Below are 22,416 nucleotides of genomic sequence, written 5' to 3'. Positions count from 1 at the left end.
CTGAAGACAGTCGGCGGGACGGAACGCTTCGCCTCCTTGCAGGCTCCCCCATGAGCGACCCCATATCGAGAGCTTAGCTCGGTGACGTTCGCCCGAACGACAAGATCGCTCGCGTCGGACCCAAGTCACGACATATCCCGGTCTTGATATCCGGCATAATCCTGCCGATTGACACAGTGATTCCTTCTCACTTGCTTGATGGATACGGCCGGCGACAAATCGCTTGCCCACAGATGCGCGCTTAAGCTTATCTTTAGACGATCTCTTGTAATCTTGCTTCGCATTCTGCTGCGCCTGAGCGCATATCAATCCGGGGTTTGAGATGAAGGTCGTCAGGCAAGCCAGCGTGATGCTGAAGATCGCCATCCCGCTGGCCCTGATGGGCCTGATGGCTATTGGGTTGGTGGTCTATTCCCGCATCACCCTGAACAGCGTCGCGGAACAGACGAAGTATTACGCGGAAATTCTGAGTGTCCGGCAGGAGACCTATCTGCGGATTCAGATCAAACTCGGCGAAGCAGCTCTCCTGAGCCGCAATATCCTCTTGGTGACCGACAAGGATAAAATGTCCGATTACAAGCAGCGGTATGAACAGGCGGAGAAGGAGACGTTCGAGTCTGTCGACAAATTGATCCAGCTGGCCGAAACGCCGGAGCGTCGCAAGATTGGCCAGGATCTTCGGCAGATGACCGAATCATATTTTGCCGTTGTCCACCGCGCGACTGCGCTCGCTATGCAAGGCGAGACACCCAGGTCGCTACAGATCGTCCAGCAGGAAGCCCAGCCGGCACGGAACAAGCTGAACGGATTCATCGGGCAGCGCACCCAGCGAATCACGGAGGAAATGCAGGCGGGCAAGCTGGCTCTGGAAGCGCAGGTGACCGATACCGTCCGGAGCCTGATCGCCATCGCGGCCATCGGCCTCACCGCCGCCGCGATCCTGGCCGGCCTCATCGTCACGTTCGGCATCACCCGCCCGCTGGGCCATCTCGTCTCGGTCCTGCAGCGGATGGCGCAAGGCGACATCGACGCCGAGATCGAGGAGGCCAAGCGCGGCGACGAGATCGGCGCGGTGGGCAAGGCCGTGGAAGAGATCAAGGCCATGGTCGCCCGGAAGGCCGCCGAGGAAGCCGACATCCGGCGCATCGCCGAGGACGCCGCGCAGGCGGAACGGAAGCGCACGATGATCGCGATGGCCGACAGCTTCGAAGGCGCCGTTGGCGGCATCATTGAGATGGTCTCGGCTTCGGCCACCGAACTCCAGGCCACCGCCCAGACCATGACCTCCACCGCCACGCAGACGGCGAGCCAGTCCATGACTGTGGCGGCCGCCGCCGAGGAAGCCGCCACCAACGTCAACACCGTGGCGGCAGCGGCGGAGGAGCTCGGCGTCTCCGTGCAGGAGATCGGACGGCAGGTCAGCGGGTCGGCCGATCTCGCCCAGGGTGCCGTGACGGAAGCCGACCGGACGGCGGCCCTGGTGCAGACCCTGTCCCAGGCGGCCTCCCGCGTCGGCGACGTCGTCGGCCTGATCTCGAACATCGCCGCCCAGACCAACCTTCTTGCCCTCAACGCCACCATCGAGGCGGCGCGGGCGGGGGAAGCCGGCCGGGGCTTTGCCGTGGTGGCCACGGAGGTCAAGGAACTGGCCAGCCAGACGGCGCGGGCCACCGAGGAGATCTCCAGCCAGATCGCCCAGATCCAGGGTGCCACCGGCGAGGCGGTGTCAGCCATTGCCTCCATCACGTCCCGCATCCGCGAGATCGATTCGGTGGCGACCACCATCGCCGCGGCGGTGGAGCAGCAGGGGGCCGCGACCCAGGAGATCGTCCGCAACGTGGCCCAGGCCGCGACGGGAACGAGCGAAGTGACGAGCAACATCTCCGGCGTCGCGGGGGCCGCCGAGGAGACGGGGGCCGCCGCGTCCCAGGTGCTCGGGGCGGCGGGCGAACTCTCGCGCCAGTCCGAACACCTGAACGGCGAGGTCCGCCGCTTCCTCGACACCGTGCGCGCGGCCTGAGGCCGTCTCCGGCTGCTGCATTCGCTGCCCGGCGAGCGCGCCCCCCCTCTCTTGGAAGGAAAGGGCGCCTGCTCCGGCCATACTGACCGAAGCGATCGACCGGAGGGGAATGAGGCCGGCCGGCATCGGTCTGATACCGGCCGACGATGAGGGGAACTTATCGTCGGCTGCCCGCACGACTGCGCGGCGGCGGCCGTCCGCCGAACCCGCTGAGGACGACCATCGGTCGGGATCAGCGCCTCTTGGTCTGAAAGTCGGAATCCGCTTTTCGGGCCGAGGCCTTCAGTCTCGACCGCCGAGCCGCGCCGCCACGATGTCCCGGCCGATGAGGGGCAGCAGGCCCGAGAGGTCCGGCCCGTGCTCCAGCCCTGTCACCGCGAGGCGGAGGGGCATGAACAGGGCCTTGCCCTTGGCGCCGGTCCGCTCCTTCACCGCATTGGTCCAGGCCTTCCAGGTCTGACCGTCCCAGGGCTCGGGCGGCAGCACGTCCAGGGCGGCGGCGGCGAAGCCCGCATCCGTGATGATGGGAGTCACCTCCCCGGCCACGATCCGCCACCATTCGGCGGCGTCCCCGACCTTGGTGAGGTTGGGCTGGATCACCGCCCAGAACGCTTCCGCCCGCGCCTCCGGGATGCCCAGGGCGAGGAGGCGTTCGCGCGCCTCGTCATAGGGCATGGCGTGGATCAGGCGGGCATTGAGCCCGTCGAGCTCCTGCGGGTCGAACTTCGCCGGCGCCCGCGAGATGTGGGAGAGATCGACCAGGGCAGCGAGGTCGTCGAGGCCAGGCACCGCGCGCACCGCCTCGGCCGAGCCGGTGAGCACGGCGAGCGAGCGCACGGCGCCGGGCTCGTAGCCCGCCTCCCGCAGGCCCCTCAGCGAGAGGTGGCCGAGGCGCTTCGACAGACCTTCGCCGTCGGCGGTGGTGAGCAGATTGTGGTGGCCGAAGATCGGCACCGGCTGATCCAGGGCCTCGAAGATCTGCACCTGCACGCCGGTATTGGTGACGTGGTCCTCGCCGCGGATCACATGGGTGATCCCCATTTCGGCATCGTCCACCACGGAGGGCAGCGTGTAGAGGTAGCTGCCATCGGCGCGGATCAGCACCGGGTCCGAGAGGGAGGCGCAATCCACATGCGCCGGCCCGCGCACGAGATCGTCCCAGGCGACGGTGCGGGCATCGAGCTTGAAGCGCCAATGGGGCGTGCGTCCCTCGGCCTCCAAAGCCGCGCGCTCGTCATCGGTGAGGCTGAGCGCGGCGCGGTCGTAGATCGGCGGCTGGCCACGGCCGAGCTGGCGCCGGCGTCGACGCTCGAGTTCCTCCTGCGTCTCGTAGCAGGGATAGAGCCGGCCCGCCGCCTTCAACCGCTCGGCCGCCGCGTCGTGGATGGCGGAGCGGTCCGACTGGCGGACGAAGAGATCGGGGACGATACCGAGCCAGGCGAGATCCTCCTCGATGGCTTTGGCGAACTCCTCCGTCGAGCGTTCCCGGTCGGTGTCGTCGAGGCGCAACAGGAAGCGCCCGCCATGCGCCCGCGCGAACAAGGCGTTCAAAAGCGCCGGACGGGCATTGCCGATATGGAGATACCCCGTGGGCGAGGGCGCGAAGCGGACGAGAGGGGCAGATGTCATGCCTGCCCTCTAGCCGATTTTCGAGTGTCTGGGGACTGTCGGCCCCGAGAGACTGTCAGTTCAGACGGGCCCGTCAGCTCCAGGCGTGGAACGGCGGGTTCACCCCGTTGAGGGCGTGGTTGCCGATGATCGCGTATTTCCAGCGCACCGGGTCGTGGAGGGTGTGGGTGCGGGCGTTGCGCCAGTGCCGGTCGAGGTTGCTCTCGGCCAGGGTCGAGCGGGTGCCGGCGAGCTCGAACAGCTTGCTGCTCGCCTGCACGGCGATCTCGGTGGTGAGCACCTTCGATTCGGCCACCGCGAGCTGGGCCGCAGCCACCGTTTCGGCACTCGGGTTGGCGACCGCCTCGTCCAGCGCCAGGCCGGCCCTGTCGAGGATGGCCTCGGCCGCATGGAGCCGGATCGTCAGCTCGCCGATGGCCTGGATCGTGTAGGGGTCGTCGGAGGCGCGGTCCTGGCCGCTATCGACCCAGGGGCGGGTCTTGGTGCGGACGAAGGCGATGGTGTCGTCGATGGCCTCGCGGGCGATGCCGGCATCCACCGCCGCCTGGATGATCTGGAACACGGCGCCGTCCGAGCGTGGCTGCTCGTAGCCCTTCCAGGCCGGGACGAGATGGGTCTTGGGCACCCGGACGTCGTCGATGAGAACGGTGCCGCTCGCCGTCGTCCGCTGGCCGAAGGCCGACCAGTCGTCGATGACGGTGAGGCCGGGCGCGCCCCTGTCGGCGATGGCGTACCAGGCGCGGCCCTCGCCATCGAGGGCGACGATGGGGACGAGATGGGCGAGCAATGCCCCCGTGGAATAGAACTTCTTGCCGCGCACGATGACGTGGTCGCCGTGATCGATGAAGTGGGTCTTGAAGTCGGTGGCGCGCGGCGTGCCGATCTCCGAAAAGGCATTGCCGAAGCGGGTGCCCTTCAGGACCTCGCCGAACAGCAGCGCCTGCTGATCGGGGTCGGACACCGTGCGGATCGCCGCCACGATGCCGAGATGGTTCTGAGAGATCTGGCCGATCGAGGGGTCCGCCGCCGAGATGATCGCGACGACCTGTGCCAGGGTCTTGTAGGAGACCTCCGGCCCGCCGAAGGCCTTGGGCACGTTGATCGACCAGAGCCCGCTCTGCGAGAACGCGTCGAGCTCGGCATAGGGCCGCCGGTTGGTCCGGTCGCGTTCGGACGCGCCCTCGCGGAACTCCCTGGCGAGGCCATGGGCGACGCGGATCGCCTCGGCATCGTCGCGGATGACATGGGCGGGGGATGCCGGACGGGGAACCGGCGGCGCGCCCCGGGCGGTTTCGAGCGACTGGGCGCTGACGGCGATGTTCATGGATGGCTCCAGGGTACCGGGCAGACGATGGGCTGGTTTGAACGGGCGTTTGAAGACCTCGGCCGGATCCCCCCTCTCCCCGCCCGCGGGGAGAGGGCCGAGCCCCCCTCGTCGGGGGCGAGGCAAGCGGAGGCGAAGCCGAAGCGAGGGTGAGGGGGCGATTCCGAAGGAGTCTCATCCGGACGAGCCCCCTCACCGTCGGCTGCCGCCTCGCCGCGCCGACGACGAGGTCGTCGCGGCCCTCTCCCCGCGCGCGGGGAGAGGGGAATGCGCGGCTCTCGTCAGCGGGCGTTGAAAGAGGCCGCTCAGGCGGCCTCGGCCCGGCGCTCGCGCGCGGCCTCCAGCGCCCTCACCTTCGGGATGATGTGGGCACCGAAATAAGCGACGTCCTCCTGGAAGTGCAGGAAGGCGAGGAGGGCGAGGTCGACGCCGGCATCCTTCAGGGCGACGATGCGCTCGGCGATCTGGTCGGGCGTGCCGATCAGGTTGGTCTTGAAGCCGTCATTGTACTGGACGAGGTCTTCGAAGCTCGATTTCGCCCAGTTGCCCTCCCCTTCCGGGGAGGCCTTGCCGGCGTTCTTCACCTCGTGGCCGAAGGCCTTCACCGCATCGGGATCGGCGTTGTCGATGATCTCCTGGAGGACGGCGCGGGCCTCTTCCTCGGTGTCGCGGGCGATGACGAAGGCGTTGACGCCGACCTTCACCGAATGCCCGTTGGCCGAGGCCTTGGCCTGGATGTCGTCCACCTGCGCGCGGATGCCCTCCGGGGTGTTGCCGTTGGTGAAGTACCAATCGGAGACGCGGGCGGCCATGTCGCGCGCGGCGCGGGAGGAGCCACCCTGGAAGATCTCGGGCTGCGGGTCGGCCGGCTTCGGCTTCAGCGTGTAGTTGGTGTAGCGGTAGAAATCGCCGCGGAAGGTGAAGTCGTCCTGGGTCCAGATCCCGCGAAGCGAGCGGATGAACTCCTCGGAACGGCGATAACGCTCGTCATGGTCGAGCCAGGGCTCGCCGATGGCGCGGAACTCGCCGGAGAACCAGCCCGACACGACGTTGATGGCGATGCGCCCGTTGGTGAGCTGGCTGATCGTGGCGATCTGCTTGGCGGCGATGGTCGGGTTCCAAGGGCCGGGCAGAAGCGCGGCGATGACCTTGAGCTTCGTGGTCACCGCCAGCAGGGCGTGGCTGAACGCCACCGATTCGTGCTGGAACTCGGCGCCGTAGCCGGCGGTGAAGCGAATCTGCGTCAGGGCGTAGTCGAACCCCGCCGCCTCCGCGATCTGGGCGAGCTTGCGGTTGTAGTCGGCATCCCAGCTGGTGCGCTGCTCGATCTTGCTGATGACGAGGCCGCCGGACACGTTGGGCACCCAATAGGCAAAACGGATCGGCTCCGGGGCGAAATGGTTCGGGAGAGTCATGCATCTATCCGCGAATTCGAGACATCGTGCGGCCCAGTCGACGCCGCGACCGCAAGTGAATACATTATGATATCAAGCATACGACGAAGCTAAGCTTGCGTTATAGCTTTGGTGTGCCGAATGTCTTACGAAGACGAGGCATAGTCAAAGGAAGAGAAATACCTTTTCTTGCGCCATGTCGGGACAATCTTCCGGCAAACCGGCCTCGAACGACACGATCGTGTTCCGGCAGGACCGGGATCGGCGGGGGCGCGGCATCTCGGAAGGGCCGGTCCGCGAGATTTTCCCGGGCGTCGACCTTTCCCGGTCACCGGAGCCTCCCGCACGGCGGCAAACGGCCCTAGCTATCGATGCGCCAGCGATGGTAATCCCCGCACTCGGAGGGCTTCACACACTCCCGGTCACGGTCGTTTCTCGTGCGGAGCACGACTGCGCAGGGGAGTCGTGTGAGAGACGCTCGATGGTGACGGATACGGGCTCCGCCCCGCCCCGAACGGGGCATGGCGGGGCATCTCGGATGACAGGTGGAACCCAGGCGATGACCGGCTTCGACGCTTCGACCTCTCCTTTCGCCGGACCGTCCTTGCCGCGTCCGTCATCGCAGCTCGTCACCGTCTTCGGCGGCTCCGGCTTCCTCGGGCGCCATGTGGTGCGGGCGCTGGCCAAGCGCGGCTATCGCATCCGCGTCGCCGTCCGCCGCCCCGACCTCGCGCTCTTCCTGCAGCCGCTGGGCAAGGTCGGGCAGATCGTCGCCGTCCAGGCGAACCTGCGCTACCCCGATTCCATCGCCCGGGCGGTGGAGGGCGCCGACGTGGTGGTGAACCTCGTGGGCATCCTGCAGGAGAGCGGCAAGCAGAGCTTCCTGGGCCTCCAGGCCGAGGGGGCGGGCGAGATCGCTCGCGCGGCGGCAAGCGTCGGCGCGCCGGTCGTCCATGTCTCGGCCATCGGGGCGGACGAGACGTCCGGGTCCGAATACGCCCGCTCCAAGGCCTTGGGCGAGGCGAACGTCCTGGCGGCCCAGCCCCGCTCGGTGATCCTGCGCCCCTCCCTGGTCTTCGGCCCCGGCGACAGCTTCTTCAACCGCTTCGCGTCGCTCGCCCGCGTACTCCCGGTCCTGCCCCTGGCCGGCGCCGGCACGCGCTTCCAGCCGGTCTTCGTCGGCGACGTGGCCGAGGCGGTCGCCCGCGCGGTTGACGGACAGGCCGAGGCGGGCCGGGTGTTCGAACTGGGCGGTCCCGAAATCGAGACCCTCGACGCCCTCGTCCGCTACATGCTCAAGACCACCATGCGCCGCCGCCTCGTGGTCGACCTGCCCAAGCCCCTCGCCATGCTGCAGGCCCGTGTGATCGAGACCGTGGACACCCTGAGCCTCGGCCTTCTGCCGGACAGCCTCAAGCTCACGCGCGACCAGGTCACCCTGCTGCAGACCGACAACGTGGTCTCGGAGGCGGCCAAGGCAGAGGGGCGGACCCTCGACGGCCTCGGCATCCTGCCCACCGCCATGGCGGCCGTCGTGCCGGGCTATCTCTGGACCTTCCGCAAGGCCGGCCAGTTCGCCAAGGAGACGATCACCATCTCCGAGGAGGAGGCCGCGGAGCCGTCATCCCCGCCGGTCACACGCCCGAGCGGTCCTCCGATCGGCCCCGACGCGACGGCCCCGAGCCGGATGGGCGTGCGGTGGGGGACGCGGGGCTGAGGCGGGCCGCGCTCAACCGATCCGCTTGCGCACATCCGGTTCGGCCAGGGCAGCCTTGCGGCTCAACCCCTTGTGGACATGGACCATCAGGGCGATGCCGAAGAGCGGCGTCAGCAGGTTGAGGACGGGGACCACCATCAGGCCCGCCAGCATGGCACCGGCGGTCATGGTGGTCAGGCCGAAATGGCGGCGCATGGCGCCCGCTTCCTGCATGGGCCGGAAGCGCCCGGCGGCGAGTTCGAAATACTCGCGCCCGAGCAGGTAGGTGTTGGCGAGGAAGAACGCCACGAGGTTCACGCCCGGCACGAAGAACAGGATCAGCGCCACGAGGTTCACCAGCAGGGCGAGGCCCGCGAAGCGCAGGGCGTAGAGCATCGCCGATCCGATCGGCAGCGCCGTGCCCGGCGCGTCTTGGGGAAAGTCGGTGCGCTCCACGATGGCGGCGGCATCGTCGAGGAAGTAGCCCGCCACCAGGATCGAGACCGCCGGCATGACGTAGGCGAGGCCGATGAACAGGCCGGCGCCGGCGAAGAACACCGCCAGGGTATCGAGGAAAGGGTAGCTCGCCGACAGGTGATGGTTCGCGAGGAACCAGTCGATCGCCTTGGTGAGGCCGGCCCAGATCAGGACGAGGAGCCCGAGGGTCAGGGCCAGCGACTTCCACAGGATGGCGCGCAGGGGCGGCGAGAGCACCTGCTTGACCGCAGCGTAGGCCGCCTGAATGAGCATGGCGCCCGAATCCTTGAGTTCCGCGCGAGGGCGGGCGAGCCCCCGTCCGGGAGCCGCCGTCAGCGCCGGGTTCTGGCGGCGCCGGCGTTGCGGCGCAACCCCGGCCGGCCGTACCGCGCTGAACCTTTTTGCCGCTGCCGCGCGTTCCTGCAAGAGATCGGCGACGTTTGAGAGCGTGCGATCCCTTCTCCCGTAACCGTCGGTAGAGACTCGCGGGTCACTCTACCGGCCCTTCGGCCCATCACGACCCGCCCTCCCGGATGCCTGCCCACCGCATGATGCCGACACCCCGTCCCGCCCACGCGCATTTCCGGCCGAGCATCGCCCCGCGCCTCGCGCCACTGCCCGACCACGCGGATGTGATCGTCGTCGGCGCGGGTGCCGCCGGGATCGCCGCGGCGCGGACGCTCATGGAGCGCAGCATCTCCGTGGCCGTGCTGGAGGCGCGCGACAGGGTCGGCGGGCGGCTGATCACCACGATGCTGCGGGGCCATCCAGTGGATCTCGGCGGGCACTGGCTCCATGCCGGCCCGATCAACCCGCTGGTGCGCCTGGGCGAGATCCGGGGCGAACCCTTGAGGATCGCCGCGCAGGAGGGGCATCTGCTGGTATCCGGGCGGAAGGGGCGCCCGGCCGAGGCCGCCGCCCATGCCCGCGCCTTTTCGGTGGCGGATCGCGCCCTGACAACCCAGGCCGGGTTCAGCGGCCCCGACCGCCCGGCTTCGAGCGCACTCCCACCCGGCCTCGGCCCCTGGGCCGAGCGCATCGCCCTCGTCCACGGCCTCGTGTCGGGTCGCCCCCTGACGGACATCTCACTCCATGATTTTCCCAGCATGGAATACGGCGACAACCGTTTCATCGCCGGCGGCTTCGGCGGCTATCTCGCCCGCCTGGCGCAGGGGCTGCCCATCGCGCTGAACACGCCGGTGGTGCGCATCGACTGGTCGGGCGCGGGCGTCACCGTCGAGACGGCGGACGGATCGGTGCGGCGGGCCAAGGCGGTGATCGTGACGATCCCGATGATGGTGCTGCGCGCCGCGCCGCTCTTCACCCCGTCCCTGCCGCCCGAGACGCGCGCGGCCATCGACGGATTCTCCAGCGGGATCTACGAACACGCCGTGCTGCACTGGCCCTCCGCGCCGTTCCTCGGTCGCGACCGCCTCGCCGCCCTGGTCGGCGGACGCCACAAGCCCCCCGGACTGCTCACCCGCGTGGACGGGACGCCGTTCCACTTCTTCGAACTCGACACGCCGATGATCCGGGCCCTCGATGCACGGGGCAGGCACCCGGATACCACCCGCCGCCTCGTCCGCGCCGTCCTGGCGGAGCATCTCGGCCACAGCGCCCTGCACGACCTCGCCATTCCGGCGATCAGCGAATGGCGCCACGACCCCTGGTCGCTCGGTTCATGGGCCGTCGTCCCGCCCGGACACGCTCCGGCACGCGGACAGCTACAGGCCCCGCTGGCCGACAAGGTCTGGTTCGCCGGAGAGGCGCTGTCCCGCCTGCAATGGGGAACCGCCGGCGGAGCCTATCAAGAAGGCATGAGAGCGGCCGCGGAGGCTGCGCATGTCGTTCAGACTTATCTCAAGTTGCGCGAACAGTAACGCCGAGCCTGACAAATGCCACATCCCGATGGTAGTAATCCACCCGGAGATTGGATTAAGCTTCCTTCCATATTTCCAATTTATCACGAACATGCCGAAATCGTGGGACCTCAGGCTTACTCCGAATGTTAGATGGGACAGTCATTCTCATTACGGATCGGCCCGACAGCAGTGAATTGTTGCGACACGAGCTGAGCCTCGTGGCGGACTGCAAGGTCATGAGATTCGATGCGGCAATGGACTTGAAGTCCGTGCCCATCGGTGCGGTGTCGGATGTGACCCTCGACCGGCGCGACGCCGCCTCCGCCATGCGCCGGGCCTTCGCACGGCTGAGGATCGCGGACGTTCCCGTCATCTGCCTCCTTCGGAACATGAGCGAGATCGGCATGCGCAATGCCAGGAATCTCGGTGCGACCTGCTGCCTCTCGGCTCTGACGAACCCCGTCATGGTCGCCCGCACGATGATGACGCAGGTGATCCAGAACCGCGCCGAGAGGCCGGCCCGGAGCATCGAGCGCGGCGTGGCTCGGGCCACCGAAGTCCTGACCCGCCTGTTCGACGTGGCGCGGTCGAACGATCCGGTCTCCCTGACGCGGGTCGATGCCAGCCTCGAACCGATCATCGCGGCGGTTCGCGAAGGTGGGTTGACCCGTTGGCTCGACCGGGTCTGGACGCATGACGACGCCACCTATCAGCACTGCCTTCTGGTGGCGGGCGTGGCCGCCAAGTTCTCGCTTCACCTCGGCTTCTCGGCCAGCGACCGACATCACTTCGTCCGTGCCGCCTTGCTCCACGACCTCGGGAAAGCCCGGATTCCGCTGGAGATCCTCAACAAGCCTGGCCGGCTCGACGATGCCGAGATGGCGATCATGCGCACGCATCCGGTCATCGGCTACGAGAAGCTGAAGGAATCCGGCTGCGATGCCCTCACCCTCGGCGCCGTTCGGCATCACCACGAGATGCTCGACGGTTCGGGCTATCCCGACCGGCTCAGTGGGGATTCCATCGGCGACACCGTGCGGCTGATGACGATCTGCGACATCTACTCCGCCCTGACCGAGAAACGCGCCTACAAGCCGGCCATGCCGAACGCCGTCGCCATGGCGATCCTCTCGGACATGAAGGGTCGGCTGGAGGACAGGCTGGTCCAGTCCTTCGGCGAGGCCATGGGGAACGGCTCGTGACGAAGCCGAAACGAATCCCGGACGCGGCTCGGGACAGGGCGAAGGTCAGCCGAAGCCGCCCCGCTTGAGCCGCACGACGGTCCGGTCGAGCGCGCCGAGATAGGCGGAGCGGTCCCGGGCCGAGAAGGGTCGCGGGCCGCCCGTGACCGTGCCCGCCTCGCGCAGATCCTGCATCAGGTTGCGGGTGGCCAGAGCGAGACCGATGCCGCTCTCGCTGAAGGGCTTTCCGTTGGGTGCCAGGACCTCGGCGCCCGCCTTCACGCAGCGGCTGGCGAGCGGCACGTCCGAGGTGACGACGACCGAACCCGGTCTCGCCCGTTCCGCGATCCAGTCGTCGGCGGCGTCGAAACCGTCGCTGACGACGACGCGCTCGATCCAGGGCTCGCGCGGCAGGGTGATGAAGCTGTTCGCCACCACGTAGACATGCAGGCCGTAGCGGCCGGCGACCCGGTAGGTCTCGTCCTTCACCGGGCAGGCATCGGCATCGATGAAGACGACGATCGAACGGTCGGCGGCCGGCTCGTTCATGCGGACGCCGCCAAGGGCACGGCCGAGGGCGCGGTCACGGTCCGTCCGCCCTCGCTCACCTCGAGCGCCGGAGCCGTGCGCTCCAGGGTCGAGACCGCGAGGGGCTGGCCCCGGCCGCGCAGGGCATGGGCGCCGAGCGAGCGGGCATGAATACCCTCGGGCAGGCGCGGCAGGCGTGCGAGGAGATCATCCGAGATCAGGATCTCGGTGCCCAGGGGCCGGCACAGGGCCTCGATCCGCGAGGTCACGTTCACCGTGTCGCCGAAATACGCGATCTTGTGCCGGTCGACCCCGACTTCCGCCGTGACGATGGAGCCGCCATGCAGCGCCGCCCGCAGGCGGGGCACCACACCGAAACGGGCTTGCCAGGCCGCTGCCTCGGCCTCGATCCTGTCGAGGACGTCGAACACGCAGGCGACGCAGCGGGCGTCCTTGAGGCCCCGCTCCATCGGCCAGGTGATCATGGCCATGTCGCCGATGTAATCGTCGGTGGAGCCGTGATTGCGGCGCACGGGCTCGGCGAGGGCGGCGAAGACCGCGCCGAGATAGGCCTGGGCCTTGAGGTCGCCATGGGTCTCGGCGAAGGCGGTGGAGCCGACGACGTCGAGGAAGAGGAAGATGCGGTCCTCGCGCACCGGCCGATGATAGCGGCCGACGAGGAAGTTCACGAACACCTCGCCGCCGATGAGATCGCGCATGCGGATCACGAAGACGAGCATCGCCGACACCGCCAGCGAATAGGCGAGGACCCGCGGGGTGATCTTGACGGCGTCCCTGAGCGCGTCCCCGGTCAGGCCGAGTGCCCAGACGACGAGGCCGCCGAGCGCGATGCCGCTGGCGATCATCAGGACATAGGCGAGCTCGGCCGTGAGCACGTAGATCTTGGCCGGCAACTGGCGCAGGCGCGCCTGAAGGCCGCCGAAGATCAGTCCACGGTCGAAGGCGAGGGTGGTCGACCCCACCGCGAGGCCATAGATCACCCCGGCCAGCGGCGAGGCACCGTTGGCGAACAGCAGGTCGTAGAGGAGCCCGGCGCCGCTGCAGGCGACGAGAATGAGGATCCAGAACCAGCGGTGCGGCGGCAGCATCAGACACCACCCCGGTCTGGCTCGTCACGAAGACGATGGCGGCGCGCGGGGAGAAGCAAGGCGTGGCATCCTTCGGAAGGCCATCGTCGGAGGGCGCGGACGAGGAACCGCGCCGAGACGACCGGCCCACCCTGAACAACGGTCCATGATGGCGCGATTAAGGCCATGGGCCGTTAAGCCTGCCCTCGAAATTCATTGGCCGCCCGGAAGACCGTGAGATCTCCGTAACCGGGTACGCTTTAGGCTCGTTGTCAGACAGGCAGCCCTCACCGCTGCAATGCGGCTCAACCGCTTCAGAAGGCGCGCATCGCGATGAGCATGACCAGTGCGAACTCAGACCCGACCGCTTCCGGGACGCCGGCCATACGCCCGCTGGTCGCCCCGCGCGACATCCGCGCCATCACGCGCGACCTCGGCTATTCGCCGGACTGGAACTGGAGCTGGGAGAACTACAAGAACACGATCGTCGCCCTCACCAACGAGTACGGCCTTCGCGACCATCTCGAGATCGGCGGCGGGCGCGACCCGGTCTTCCAGCCGCCGGAACTGGTCCGGCATGGGATCAGGGTGACGATCAACGACATCTCGCAGAAGGAACTCGACCTCGCGCCGCCCGAATTCTCGAAACTCTGCTGCGACATCGCCTCGCCTTCCACCCTCGACACCATCGGCCGAAACCGGTTCGACTTCGCCTATTGCTCGATGGTGATGGAGCACGTGCCGGACGTGGCGCAGATGTGGCGCAACATCCATGGCCTCCTCGCGCCGGGCGGCGCGGCGCTGAGCTTCTTTCCAACCCTGTTCGCCCCGCCCTTCGTCGCCAACCAGCTCATGCCGGAGGCCCTGTCGCGCGCCGTGCTCCACACCCTGTTCCCGGACCGCAGGGACGATGGCGGCAACCCGAAATTCCCGGCGCATTACAATTACTGCCGGGGCAGCGAGGCGGCGATCGTGCCGCTCCTGAAGGAGATCGGCTTTCGCGAGATCGTCGTGCTGCCGTTCTACGGCTACAGCTACTTCCACAAGCTGCCCGGCCTGCGCCAGATCGACGACGCGTTCACCCGCCTCGCCCGGAGCCGGGACTGGCGGACCTTCACGAGCTTCGCCTTCGTCATCGCGCGCAAATGACCACCCCCCGGTCCGATGCGGTCATGACCATCATCATCGTCGCCGATCACGCCTTCATCAACGGCGGGCAGGCGAAGGTCGCCATCGAGAGCGCGCTCGGCCTCGCCGGGCGTGGCCATCGGGTCGTGTTCTTCGCAGCCGTCGGCCCGGCCGATCCGCGTCTCGCGGCCGCCGGCATCGCGGTGATCGTGCTTGGCCAGACCGACGTGGCGCTCACCACCTCCCTCGCCAGTTTCGGCGTGCAATGGCTTTGGAACCGGCCGGCGGCGCTCCGCCTCCAAGCGCTCCTCTCCGGCTACGACCCGAGCGACAGCGTCGTCCACGTCCATGGCTGGGCCAAGGCCCTGTCGCCCTCCATCGGACCGGTGCTGAAGGCGACGAGGGTTCCGGTGGTGTTCACCATGCACGAATACTACCTCGCCTGCCCCAATGGCGGCTTCTACGATTACCCGATCTCGGCCGCCTGCCACCGGACCCCGCTCTCGCCCGCCTGCATCGCCTACAATTGCGACTCGCGGAGCTATGCCCGCAAACTGATGCGGGTCGGCCGTCATGCGTTGATGCGGGGGTCGGGGCTGGTGGGCAGCGCGGCCACCGTCATCACCATCAGCCGGCTGCAGAAGACCGTTCTGGCCCCCTACCTGCCGAAACGGACACGCTATTTCGAGGTCTCCAACCCGGTGGACGCGGAGCCCCTCGGCCGGAAGGCGGATCGGCCGCTGGGCGACATCGTCTTCGTCGGGCGGGTCTCCCCCGAGAAGGGCGCGAACGTCTTCGCCGAGGCCGCCCGCCTCGCCGGGCAGACGGCCGTCTTCGTCGGCGACGGCCCGCAGCGGGCGCAGCTGGAGTCGGACTATCCGGAGGCCCGCTTCCTCGGCTGGAAGAACCCGGCCGAGGTCAAGGCGCTGATGCGCGCGGCCCGCGCCCTCGTCTTCCCCTCGGTCTGGTACGAGGGCCAGCCCCTCACCGTACTCGAGGCGCTGGCAGCGGGGACGCCGGTGATCGTCAGCGACATCTGCGCCGGACGGGAGGCGGTGGAGGACGGCGTCAACGGTCTCTGGTTCGCGTCCGGCAAACCGGATTCCCTCGCCGCCGCCCTCATGCGTCTTTCCGACGACGCGGAGGCGCGCCGGATGTCGGATGCGGCCTACGACCTGTTCTGGGCCGATCCGCTGACCCTCGACCGGCATCTCGACGGGATCGAGGCGGTCTACCGAAGCAGCCTCGCTTACGCGCGCTCCCCCTCGACCATCCGGGCCATCCACGCCTGAACCGCCGTGACGTCGGCCTGGCCGAGCCCGTGCCCCGCCGGCTGGATGTCGTGCGCCACATCCGCCCCGGCCCGGCCGAGGATTCCGGCGAGACGCGCGGCGTTCTCGGCCGGCACGATCGGATCGGCCATGCCCGACAGCATCAGCACGGGCGTGCCGGTCAGGTCGGGAACGGGCGGTTCCGCCAGCGGCATCATCGGCCGGAGCAATGCCGCTCCCGCCAGCACGCCCGGATGGAGCAGGAGAAGGGCGGCGGCGATGTTGGCGCCGTTGGAGAAGCCGAGCGCCACCGGTGCGGCGATGCCGTAGGCCTCACGGGCCTCCGCGATGAAATCCGCGAGCTCCCGCGCACGGCGCCGGAGGTCGGCCTCGTCGAAGACCCCCTCGGCGAGACGCCGGAAGAAGCGCGGCATGCCGTTCTCCGGGACGGGTCCGCGCGGCGACAGCAGGGCGGAGCCCGGCGAGACGGCGCGACCCAGGGGCAGCAGGTCGCTCTCGTCGCCGCCGGTGCCGTGGAGCAGCAGGAGCGGAGGCGAGCCGGCCACGGTCGCGGGCTCGAAACGGTGAGTGAAGGACAGCTTGGTCATGACGGCCTCGCGAAGAGTGCGTGGGAACCGCCCCTCCTCGCGGAGGGGCGGCCGTGTCAGGCGATGACGGGGAGAACCTCCTCGATCCGCGCGCGGTGCGCTTCGAGGAAGGCGGGGAGCTTGAGCGCCTCGCCCAGGGCCTCGGCCGGCTCGTCGACGGCAAAGCCCGGGATGTCGGTGGCGATCTCGAACAGCACACCGCCGGGCTCGCGGAAGTAGACCGAGCGGAAATAGGCGCGGTCGCGCTGCTCGGTCACCTGCAGGCCGTGGGTGCCGGTGAGATCGGCCACCATGGCGGCCTGCTCGGCATCGTCCTTCGCCCGGAAGGCGATGTGATGGACCGAGCCGGCTCCGGGCCGTCCGCGCAGGAACTCGCCCACCGCCCGGAGGGTGACGAACCCGCCGAGAGCACCGCCATTGGCGTAGCGGGTCATCGCCCCGTCGCGTCCGGCCTCGGAAAAGCCGAACACCCCGGTGAGGATCCGCGCCGTCGGCTCCGCCTCTTTGAGGAGCAGGGTGACGCCGTGGAAGCCCCGGATGGCGTGCTCGGCCGGAACCTCGGCACCGGTCCGGGAAGACGCCCCCTCGGTGGCGTCGTCGACCCCGACCAGGGCCAGCACCATCCCGTCGGGATCGCGCAGGCGGAGGACCGGCTCGCCGAAGAGCTGAACCAGGGCGTCATGGTCGACGCCCTTCTCGATCAGCCTGTGAGTCCACCAGCCGATGGAGGCGCGGGGAACGCGGAAGGCGGTCTCCTGCGTCTCGCCGATCCCGACCCGTCCCCGCGCGGCATGGGCGACGGGAAAGAACGTCAGGATCGTGCCGGGCCGTCCGGCCTCGTCGCCGTAATAGAGGTGATAGGTCGAGGGATCGTCGAAATTGACGGTCTTCTTCACCAGGCGCAGGCCGAGGACGCGTCGGTAGAAATCGAGGTTGCGCTGGATGTCGCCGGCATAGGCGGTGACGTGGTGCAGGCCGTTATCGGACATGGTCGTGTCTCCCGGACGCGCTGGCCGGTGGATGACCACCGCGCCGCTTCGTGATGACGACAATCTGGGGCTTGGCATGCCGCATGAAAACAGAAACGATGGAAACCTATCGTTTCTGGAACTGCGCCTATGAAACTGCCGGATTTCGAAGCCTGGGCAATCTTCGCCAAAGTCGCGGAGACGGGTGCGTTCGGGCGGGCGGCGGATGAACTCGGCCTGTCGAAGGCCACGGTCTCCAAGGCGATCACCCGCCTCGAAGGCCGGATCGGCGGTCGCCTGTTCCATCGGACCTCACGCAAGATCGCCCTGACGGAACTTGGCCATGCGGCGCGGGAGGGGGCCGCGCGCATCCTCGCGGAGGGTGAAGCGGCGGAAGCCCAGGCCACGGCCTCGTCATCGGTTCCGCGCGGCATGGTGAGGCTCGCCGCCCCCATGTCGTTCGGGATTCTCCACGTCGCCCCGATCCTTCCGGATTTCCTGGGCCAGTATCCGGAAGTCTCGGTGGATCTCCATCTCAGCGATGCGTTGGTCGATCTCGTGGGCGGGGGCTTCGATATCGGCCTGCGCATCGCCGCGCTGGCGGATTCCTCCCTGCGGGCGCGGCGCCTCTGCCTCGTGAACCGCGCCCTCGTGGCATCGCCGGAGTATCTCGACCGGCATGGCCGGCCGGAGCATCCGCGCGACCTCGCCCGCCATCCCTGCCTCGGCTACGCCTACCTGCCGAGCCCGGACCGCTGGATCTTCACCAGCCGCGAGGGCGAGGAAGCGGCCATCGTCCCTGCCGGGCCGCTGCGGGCCAACAATGCCGACGCCCTGACCCCCGCCCTTCGCGCCGGACTCGGTTTCGCCGTCCAACCGGATTTCATGGTCTGGGAGGATCTTCGGGCCGGGCGGCTCGAACGGGTGCTGCACGGTTGGGACCTGCCGCCCATCGCCCTGCATCTGGTCACGCCGCCGGGCGACCCGCGCCCCGCCCGCGTCCTCGCACTCATCGCCTTCCTGGCGGCCCGGTTCGCGGCGGCCCCCTGGTCGAACGGCGCCGCCGTACAGCCCTGAGGCCGCGATCAGAGCACGACATGCGGGCCGACCGCGTCCGCGTGGAGCGGCGAGAGGAAGGCCGCGCCGATGCCGTTGTCGAACCGGCGGGCGACCTTGGCCCTGGTCCTGCCGATGACGATCAGCGTGCCGACGTCGAGGGGCTCTTCCATGGAGACGGCGACCCCCGATGCCGAGATGTTGATGACACGGCCCGGCAGCATCGATCCGGCCTCCGTCGTGACCAGCACGTCCTGGATCTCCGGCACGATGCGCGGAAAGGCGCGCGTCACCAGGGGCGGGGGATTTTGCGATTTCGCGACGCTGAGGAGGCTCTGCACCACGAGCCCGAGGGGATGGTCGGCGCTTAGAACCCGTATGGCGAAGGCGGATGTCTCCGCTCGCACGACGATGGCTTCGATAGATCCGGCATGGCGGATACTGCAGGTCAGTCGCTCATCGACGGCGGGCACGACCGAGGACTTGAAACGAATTCCGTCCGAGGAGAGATCGTCGGTGACCGCATAGAAATTCTGCCGATGCCGCCCCCAGCAAAGAGCTGGCAGGATGACCTTGTATCGCGCCTCCGACCGCCTGTCGCTCATCGCATTCCTTGTTGCGTTGAGCCTTCCTATGCTGGCGAGTCTTCAGGCGAAGCTTTCACGATCGAGAGAATTCGATTCAATATCCTGCATCAACAACTCAGTCTACAGCCATTACACGTAAGGCGAGTGAAGCGGATCGGATCAGGCTCCGCCGCCCGACCGGCCGACCCCCGTCAGGCCATGCACTTTGATGCGGGAGGCGAGCGTCGTCGGCTTGACGCCGAGCAGTTCGGCCGCCCCTCCGGCCCCGAAGACGCGGCCCTTGCTCAAGACCAGGGCGGCCGAGATGTCGGCCCGGTCGCGTGCCCTTCGCTCGGCCTCGGTGGCGGGGGTGGCGCCGGCCGCGACCTCGCCCTGCGGGCGCCGCCCCTCGACGGGACCGCTGCCCTCGGCCTCGGGCAGGTCGAACCGCAACCGCCCGCGCACGGCCAGGATCGCCGCCCGCTCGACGATGTTCTCCAACTCGCGGACATTGCCGGGCCAGTCGTAGCGCGCGAGGCGGCGGACATCGCCTTCCGTGAGACGCAGGTCGGGCATGGCGAGGCGCCGGGCCACGCCCTTCAGGAAGTGCTGGGCGATGAGGGGAATATCCTCGGGCCGCTCGCGCAGGGGCACGGCCGCGATGGGGAAGACGTTGAGGCGGAAGTAGAGATCCTCGCGAAAGCGCCCCCGCTTCACCTCGGCCTTGAGGTCGCGGTTGGTGGCGGCCACGAGGCGGACGTCGACGAGGCGGGTGCGCTCCTCGCCGACCCTCTCGAATTGCCGCTCCTGCAGCACCCGCAGGAGCTTGCCCTGCAGGTCGATGGGGATTTCGCCGACCTCGTCGAGAAACAGGGTGCCGCCATCGGCGAGCTCGAACCGCCCGACCCGGTCGCGCAGGGCGCCGGTGAAGGCGCCCTTGGCGTGGCCGAAGAACTCGCTCTCGAACAGCTCGCGCGGGATCGCCGCGCAGTTCACCCGGATCAGCGGCCGGTCCCGGCGGCGGCTCGCCTCGTGGATGGCGCGGGCGATGAGCTCCTTGCCGGTGCCGGATTCGCCGGTGACGAGGACGGTGGCGTCGGTGCCGGCCACGAGGTCGATCTGCCGGAGGGTCGCCTCGATGGCCGGAGAACGGCCGATGATGCCCTGGTGGTGCCCGCCCTCGCGGATTTCCTCGCGCAGATAGGCGTTCTCGAGCTCAAGGCGCTGGCGCAGGGAATCGACCTCCGCCAGGGCCTGGCGCAGGCGCTCGTCGGCCTCCCGCCGCTGGCTGATGTCGCGGAACACGATGACCGCGCCGAGGAGCCGGCCCCGGTCGCGGATCGGCGTCGAGGTGTATTCCACGAAGATCGGAGTGCCGTCCCGGCGCCAGAACACCTCGGTGTCGACCTGATGCACGGCCCCGTCGCGGAAGGCGGCGTAGATCGGGCAATCCTGGTGCGGGTAATGGCAGCCGTCCGGGTGGCTGTGGTGGACGGTGGCATGCATGTCGCGCCCGACGAGATCGGCCGCGTCCCAGCCCAGCATCCGCTCGGCCGCCGGGTTGATGAAGGTGGTGATGCCCTCGGCATTGACCCCGTAGATGCCCTCGCCGGCCGCGCGCAGGATCAGCTGGTTCTCGCGCTCGATATCGCGAAAGATCCGCTCCATCCGCTGCCACTCGGTCAGGCCGGCGCGCATATGCGCGTCGGCCTCCGTATCCACGAGGCGGCGGCGGCGCTCGTCGAGGTCGAACAGGCTGACGAGGAGGAGCGCCGGCTCACCCGGCAGGATCGTCCCGCTATATTCCACATGGAGGCCGTGCCCCTCGGCGTGCCTCGGCGAGAGGGCGTGGGTCCAGTCGCGGCCCCGCGCCTGCACGGCCTGGGTGAACACGATCAGCGTCGGCACCTGGTCGGAATGAAGGCCGGTGACGCGCATGCCCCGCAGGACATCGGGATCGTAGCCGAGCAGCCGCGCGGCGGCCGGGTTGGCGTCCCGGATCTCGTCGGCCACCGGATCGAGCACCAGCATCGCCTCCGCCGCCCTGTCGAAGGCGGGGCCATAGGGCGAGGCGGTCGGCGCGTCTGATCTTTCCATCACGATATTTCGTAGCACAGGTCACGAAAAACCGTAATCGACGATATTTCGTAGCATGCATCCTTATCTCAAGCCATTGTTTCGGTTGTACTTTTTATTGGAATGGTGGCTGGCACAGCGTTTGCCATGAGAATGGCGTCTCCGCAGAAAGGTCCGCGACATGGCGCTCTTCGACGATCCGTTCAACGCCCGGCTGACCTTGAAGCGCGGGGGCTGCTCCTGCGGAAACCATCGCGATCAAGCCGCGCACGATGCCGAAGCTCCGTCCGGCGACGCCGCGGTCACGCGGGCCGTCGAAGGCGCGGTGATGCGGGCTCTGTTCCCCGAGGATGCGCAGCGGCGCGCCTTCCTCAGGAGCGTAGGAGCGGCGACAGCTTTGGCCGCCGTGAGCCAGTTCTTCCCCACCAAATTCGTGGCGGAGGCCTTCGCGCAAGGGGCGAAGCCCGAGAAGACCGATCTGAAGGTCGGCTTCATCCCGATCACCTGCGCCACGCCGATCATCATGGCGAAACCCATGGGCTTCTACGAGAAGCAGGGGCTGAACGTGGAGGTGGTGAAGACCGCCGGCTGGGCAGTGATCCGCGACAAGACCCTGAACAAGGAATACGACGCCGCCCACATGCTGGCGCCGATGCCCATCGCCATCTCGCTCGGGGTCGGATCGACACCCGTCCCCTACACGATGCCGGCGGTGGAGAACGTCAACGGCCAGGCGATCACCCTGGCGATGAAGCACAAGGACAGACGCGACCCGAAGAGCTGGAAGGGCTTCAAGCTCGCGGTGCCCTTCGACTATTCGATGCACAATTACCTGCTGCGCTACTACCTCGCGGAAGCCGGGATCGACCCGGATACCGACGTGCAGATCCGCGCCGTCCCGCCACCGGACATGGTCGCCAACCTGCGCGCCGACAATATCGACGGGTTCCTGGCGCCCGACCCGGTGAACCAGCGCGCGGTCTATGACGGCGTCGGCTTCATCCACATCCTGTCGAAGGAGATCTGGGACCGGCACCCGTGCTGCGCCTTTGCGGCCTCGCAGGATTTCGTCACCCAGACCCCGAACACCTACGCCGCCCTGCTCCGCGCGGTGATCGAGGCGACGGCCTATGCCTCGAAGATCGAGAACCGCAAGGAGATCGCCGCGCAGATCGCGCCGGCCAACTACCTCAACCAGCCGGTGACGGTGGTGGAACAGGTGCTCACCGGAACCTTCGCCGACGGCCTCGGCAACGTCCGCAAGGTGCCCGACCGCGTCGATTTCGACGCCTTCCCGTGGTCGTCCTTCGCGGTCTGGATCATGACCCAGATGAAGCGGTGGGGTCAGATCAAGGGCGATGTCGATTACAAGGCTGTGGCCGAGAAGGTCTATCTCGCCACCGACGCCGCCCGGCTGATGAAGGAGGCCGGCCTCACCCCGCCGACCGCCACGTCGAAATCCTTCTCGGTGATGGGCAAGGCCTTCGATCCGGCCAAGCCCGAGGAGTATCTGAACTCCTTCGCCATCAAGCGGGCGGGCTGAG

Annotated in this window: 18 protein-coding genes; 8 read left to right on the top strand and 10 right to left on the bottom strand. The window is 68.3% G+C overall.

Annotation, left to right across the window (positions count from 1 at the left end; genetic code table 11):
• Positions 1-322 precede the first annotated feature (322 nt).
• Positions 323-2,020: a methyl-accepting chemotaxis protein gene (locus tag A3OM_RS0101050; RefSeq protein ID WP_018041877.1), complete on the top strand. Its 1,698-nt coding sequence runs from the start codon at positions 323-325 to the stop codon at positions 2,018-2,020.
• Positions 2,021-2,302: 282 nt separating this feature from the next.
• Here the strand turns inward: A3OM_RS0101050 and gltX are convergent, their stop codons facing one another.
• The 3 genes from gltX to sfnG all read right to left on the bottom strand — a co-directional run bounded on the left by gltX (position 2,303) and on the right by sfnG (position 6,388).
• Positions 2,303-3,649, bottom strand: a complete 1,347-nt coding sequence (gene gltX, locus A3OM_RS0101045; protein WP_018041876.1) for a glutamate--tRNA ligase — start codon at positions 3,647-3,649, stop codon at positions 2,303-2,305.
• A gap of 73 nt (positions 3,650-3,722) precedes the next feature.
• Complete coding sequence (locus A3OM_RS0101040; protein WP_018041875.1) at positions 3,723-4,973, bottom strand: SfnB family sulfur acquisition oxidoreductase; 1,251 nt, start codon at positions 4,971-4,973, stop codon at positions 3,723-3,725.
• 305 nt (positions 4,974-5,278) lie between these two features.
• The gene (gene sfnG / locus A3OM_RS0101035; RefSeq protein WP_018041874.1) at positions 5,279-6,388 is read right to left on the bottom strand and encodes a dimethylsulfone monooxygenase SfnG; all 1,110 of its coding nucleotides are present in this window, start codon (positions 6,386-6,388) and stop codon (positions 5,279-5,281) included.
• A gap of 538 nt (positions 6,389-6,926) precedes the next feature.
• Between sfnG and A3OM_RS0101030 the strand changes: the two genes are divergently transcribed.
• Positions 6,927-8,084, top strand: a complete 1,158-nt coding sequence (locus A3OM_RS0101030; protein WP_018041873.1) for a complex I NDUFA9 subunit family protein — start codon at positions 6,927-6,929, stop codon at positions 8,082-8,084.
• Between the two features lie 12 nt (positions 8,085-8,096).
• Here A3OM_RS0101030 and A3OM_RS0101025 read toward each other — a convergent pair whose 3' ends face one another.
• On the bottom strand, positions 8,097-8,813 hold the full coding sequence (locus A3OM_RS0101025; protein ID WP_018041872.1) for a sulfate transporter family protein: 717 nt from the start codon (positions 8,811-8,813) through the stop codon (positions 8,097-8,099).
• A gap of 275 nt (positions 8,814-9,088) precedes the next feature.
• Between A3OM_RS0101025 and A3OM_RS0101020 the strand changes: the two genes are divergently transcribed.
• Together A3OM_RS0101020 and A3OM_RS0101015 are read left to right on the top strand one after the other, a co-directional pair.
• Positions 9,089-10,420 (top strand): NAD(P)/FAD-dependent oxidoreductase, encoded by a 1,332-nt coding sequence (locus A3OM_RS0101020; RefSeq protein ID WP_018041871.1) that lies wholly within the window; start codon positions 9,089-9,091, stop codon positions 10,418-10,420.
• Positions 10,421-10,656: 236 nt separating this feature from the next.
• Positions 10,657-11,604 carry an HD domain-containing phosphohydrolase gene (locus A3OM_RS0101015; protein ID WP_018041870.1) on the top strand — a complete coding sequence of 316 codons (948 nt, stop codon included), beginning with the start codon at positions 10,657-10,659 and terminating at the stop codon, positions 11,602-11,604.
• A gap of 45 nt (positions 11,605-11,649) precedes the next feature.
• Here the strand turns inward: A3OM_RS0101015 and A3OM_RS0101010 are convergent, their stop codons facing one another.
• Together A3OM_RS0101010 and A3OM_RS0101005 are read right to left on the bottom strand one after the other, a co-directional pair.
• Positions 11,650-12,132, bottom strand: coding sequence for a YaiI/YqxD family protein (locus tag A3OM_RS0101010; protein ID WP_018041869.1), 483 nt, complete (start codon positions 12,130-12,132; stop codon positions 11,650-11,652).
• Positions 12,129-13,220: an adenylate/guanylate cyclase domain-containing protein gene (locus tag A3OM_RS0101005; RefSeq protein ID WP_018041868.1), complete on the bottom strand. Its 1,092-nt coding sequence runs from the start codon at positions 13,218-13,220 to the stop codon at positions 12,129-12,131. The genes A3OM_RS0101010 and A3OM_RS0101005 overlap by 4 nt, the downstream gene beginning before the upstream one ends.
• Before the next feature lie 312 nt (positions 13,221-13,532).
• Here A3OM_RS0101005 and A3OM_RS0101000 point away from each other — a divergent pair, with 312 nt between their 5' ends.
• Together A3OM_RS0101000 and A3OM_RS0100995 are read left to right on the top strand one after the other, a co-directional pair.
• A complete protein-coding gene (locus tag A3OM_RS0101000; protein WP_245257751.1) occupies positions 13,533-14,348 on the top strand; it encodes a methyltransferase domain-containing protein in 816 nt (271 codons plus the stop codon).
• A 23-nt stretch (positions 14,349-14,371) separates the two neighbouring features.
• Complete coding sequence (locus tag A3OM_RS0100995; protein ID WP_026175593.1) at positions 14,372-15,619, top strand: glycosyltransferase family 4 protein; 1,248 nt, start codon at positions 14,372-14,374, stop codon at positions 15,617-15,619.
• On the opposite strand, the gene A3OM_RS0100990 is transcribed toward A3OM_RS0100995, so the two are convergent.
• Together A3OM_RS0100990 and A3OM_RS0100985 are read right to left on the bottom strand one after the other, a co-directional pair.
• Positions 15,577-16,206 carry an alpha/beta hydrolase gene (locus A3OM_RS0100990; RefSeq protein WP_018041865.1) on the bottom strand — a complete coding sequence of 210 codons (630 nt, stop codon included), beginning with the start codon at positions 16,204-16,206 and terminating at the stop codon, positions 15,577-15,579. The genes A3OM_RS0100995 and A3OM_RS0100990 overlap by 43 nt on opposite strands.
• Before the next feature lie 56 nt (positions 16,207-16,262).
• On the bottom strand, positions 16,263-17,195 hold the full coding sequence (locus A3OM_RS0100985; protein WP_018041864.1) for a ring-cleaving dioxygenase: 933 nt from the start codon (positions 17,193-17,195) through the stop codon (positions 16,263-16,265).
• 129 nt (positions 17,196-17,324) lie between these two features.
• Between A3OM_RS0100985 and A3OM_RS0100980 the strand changes: the two genes are divergently transcribed.
• Positions 17,325-18,251, top strand: a complete 927-nt coding sequence (locus A3OM_RS0100980; RefSeq protein ID WP_018041863.1) for a LysR family transcriptional regulator — start codon at positions 17,325-17,327, stop codon at positions 18,249-18,251.
• A gap of 8 nt (positions 18,252-18,259) precedes the next feature.
• On the opposite strand, the gene A3OM_RS0100975 is transcribed toward A3OM_RS0100980, so the two are convergent.
• Complete coding sequence (locus A3OM_RS0100975; RefSeq protein WP_018041862.1) at positions 18,260-18,835, bottom strand: PilZ domain-containing protein; 576 nt, start codon at positions 18,833-18,835, stop codon at positions 18,260-18,262.
• Between the two features lie 141 nt (positions 18,836-18,976).
• Entirely contained in the window at positions 18,977-20,893 is a 1,917-nt protein-coding gene (locus tag A3OM_RS0100970) for a sigma 54-interacting transcriptional regulator (RefSeq protein WP_018041861.1), read from the bottom strand.
• 160 nt (positions 20,894-21,053) lie between these two features.
• Here A3OM_RS0100970 and A3OM_RS0100965 point away from each other — a divergent pair, with 160 nt between their 5' ends.
• Complete coding sequence (locus A3OM_RS0100965) at positions 21,054-22,415, top strand: CmpA/NrtA family ABC transporter substrate-binding protein (protein WP_018041860.1); 1,362 nt, start codon at positions 21,054-21,056, stop codon at positions 22,413-22,415.
• Position 22,416: the final 1 nt, after the last annotated feature.

It is taken from the genome of Methylobacterium sp. 88A, assembly GCF_000376345.1.
GTDB classification, from domain to species: domain Bacteria; phylum Pseudomonadota; class Alphaproteobacteria; order Rhizobiales; family Beijerinckiaceae; genus Methylobacterium; species Methylobacterium bullatum.
This window is presented reverse-complemented; position numbering and strand designations above follow the sequence as displayed.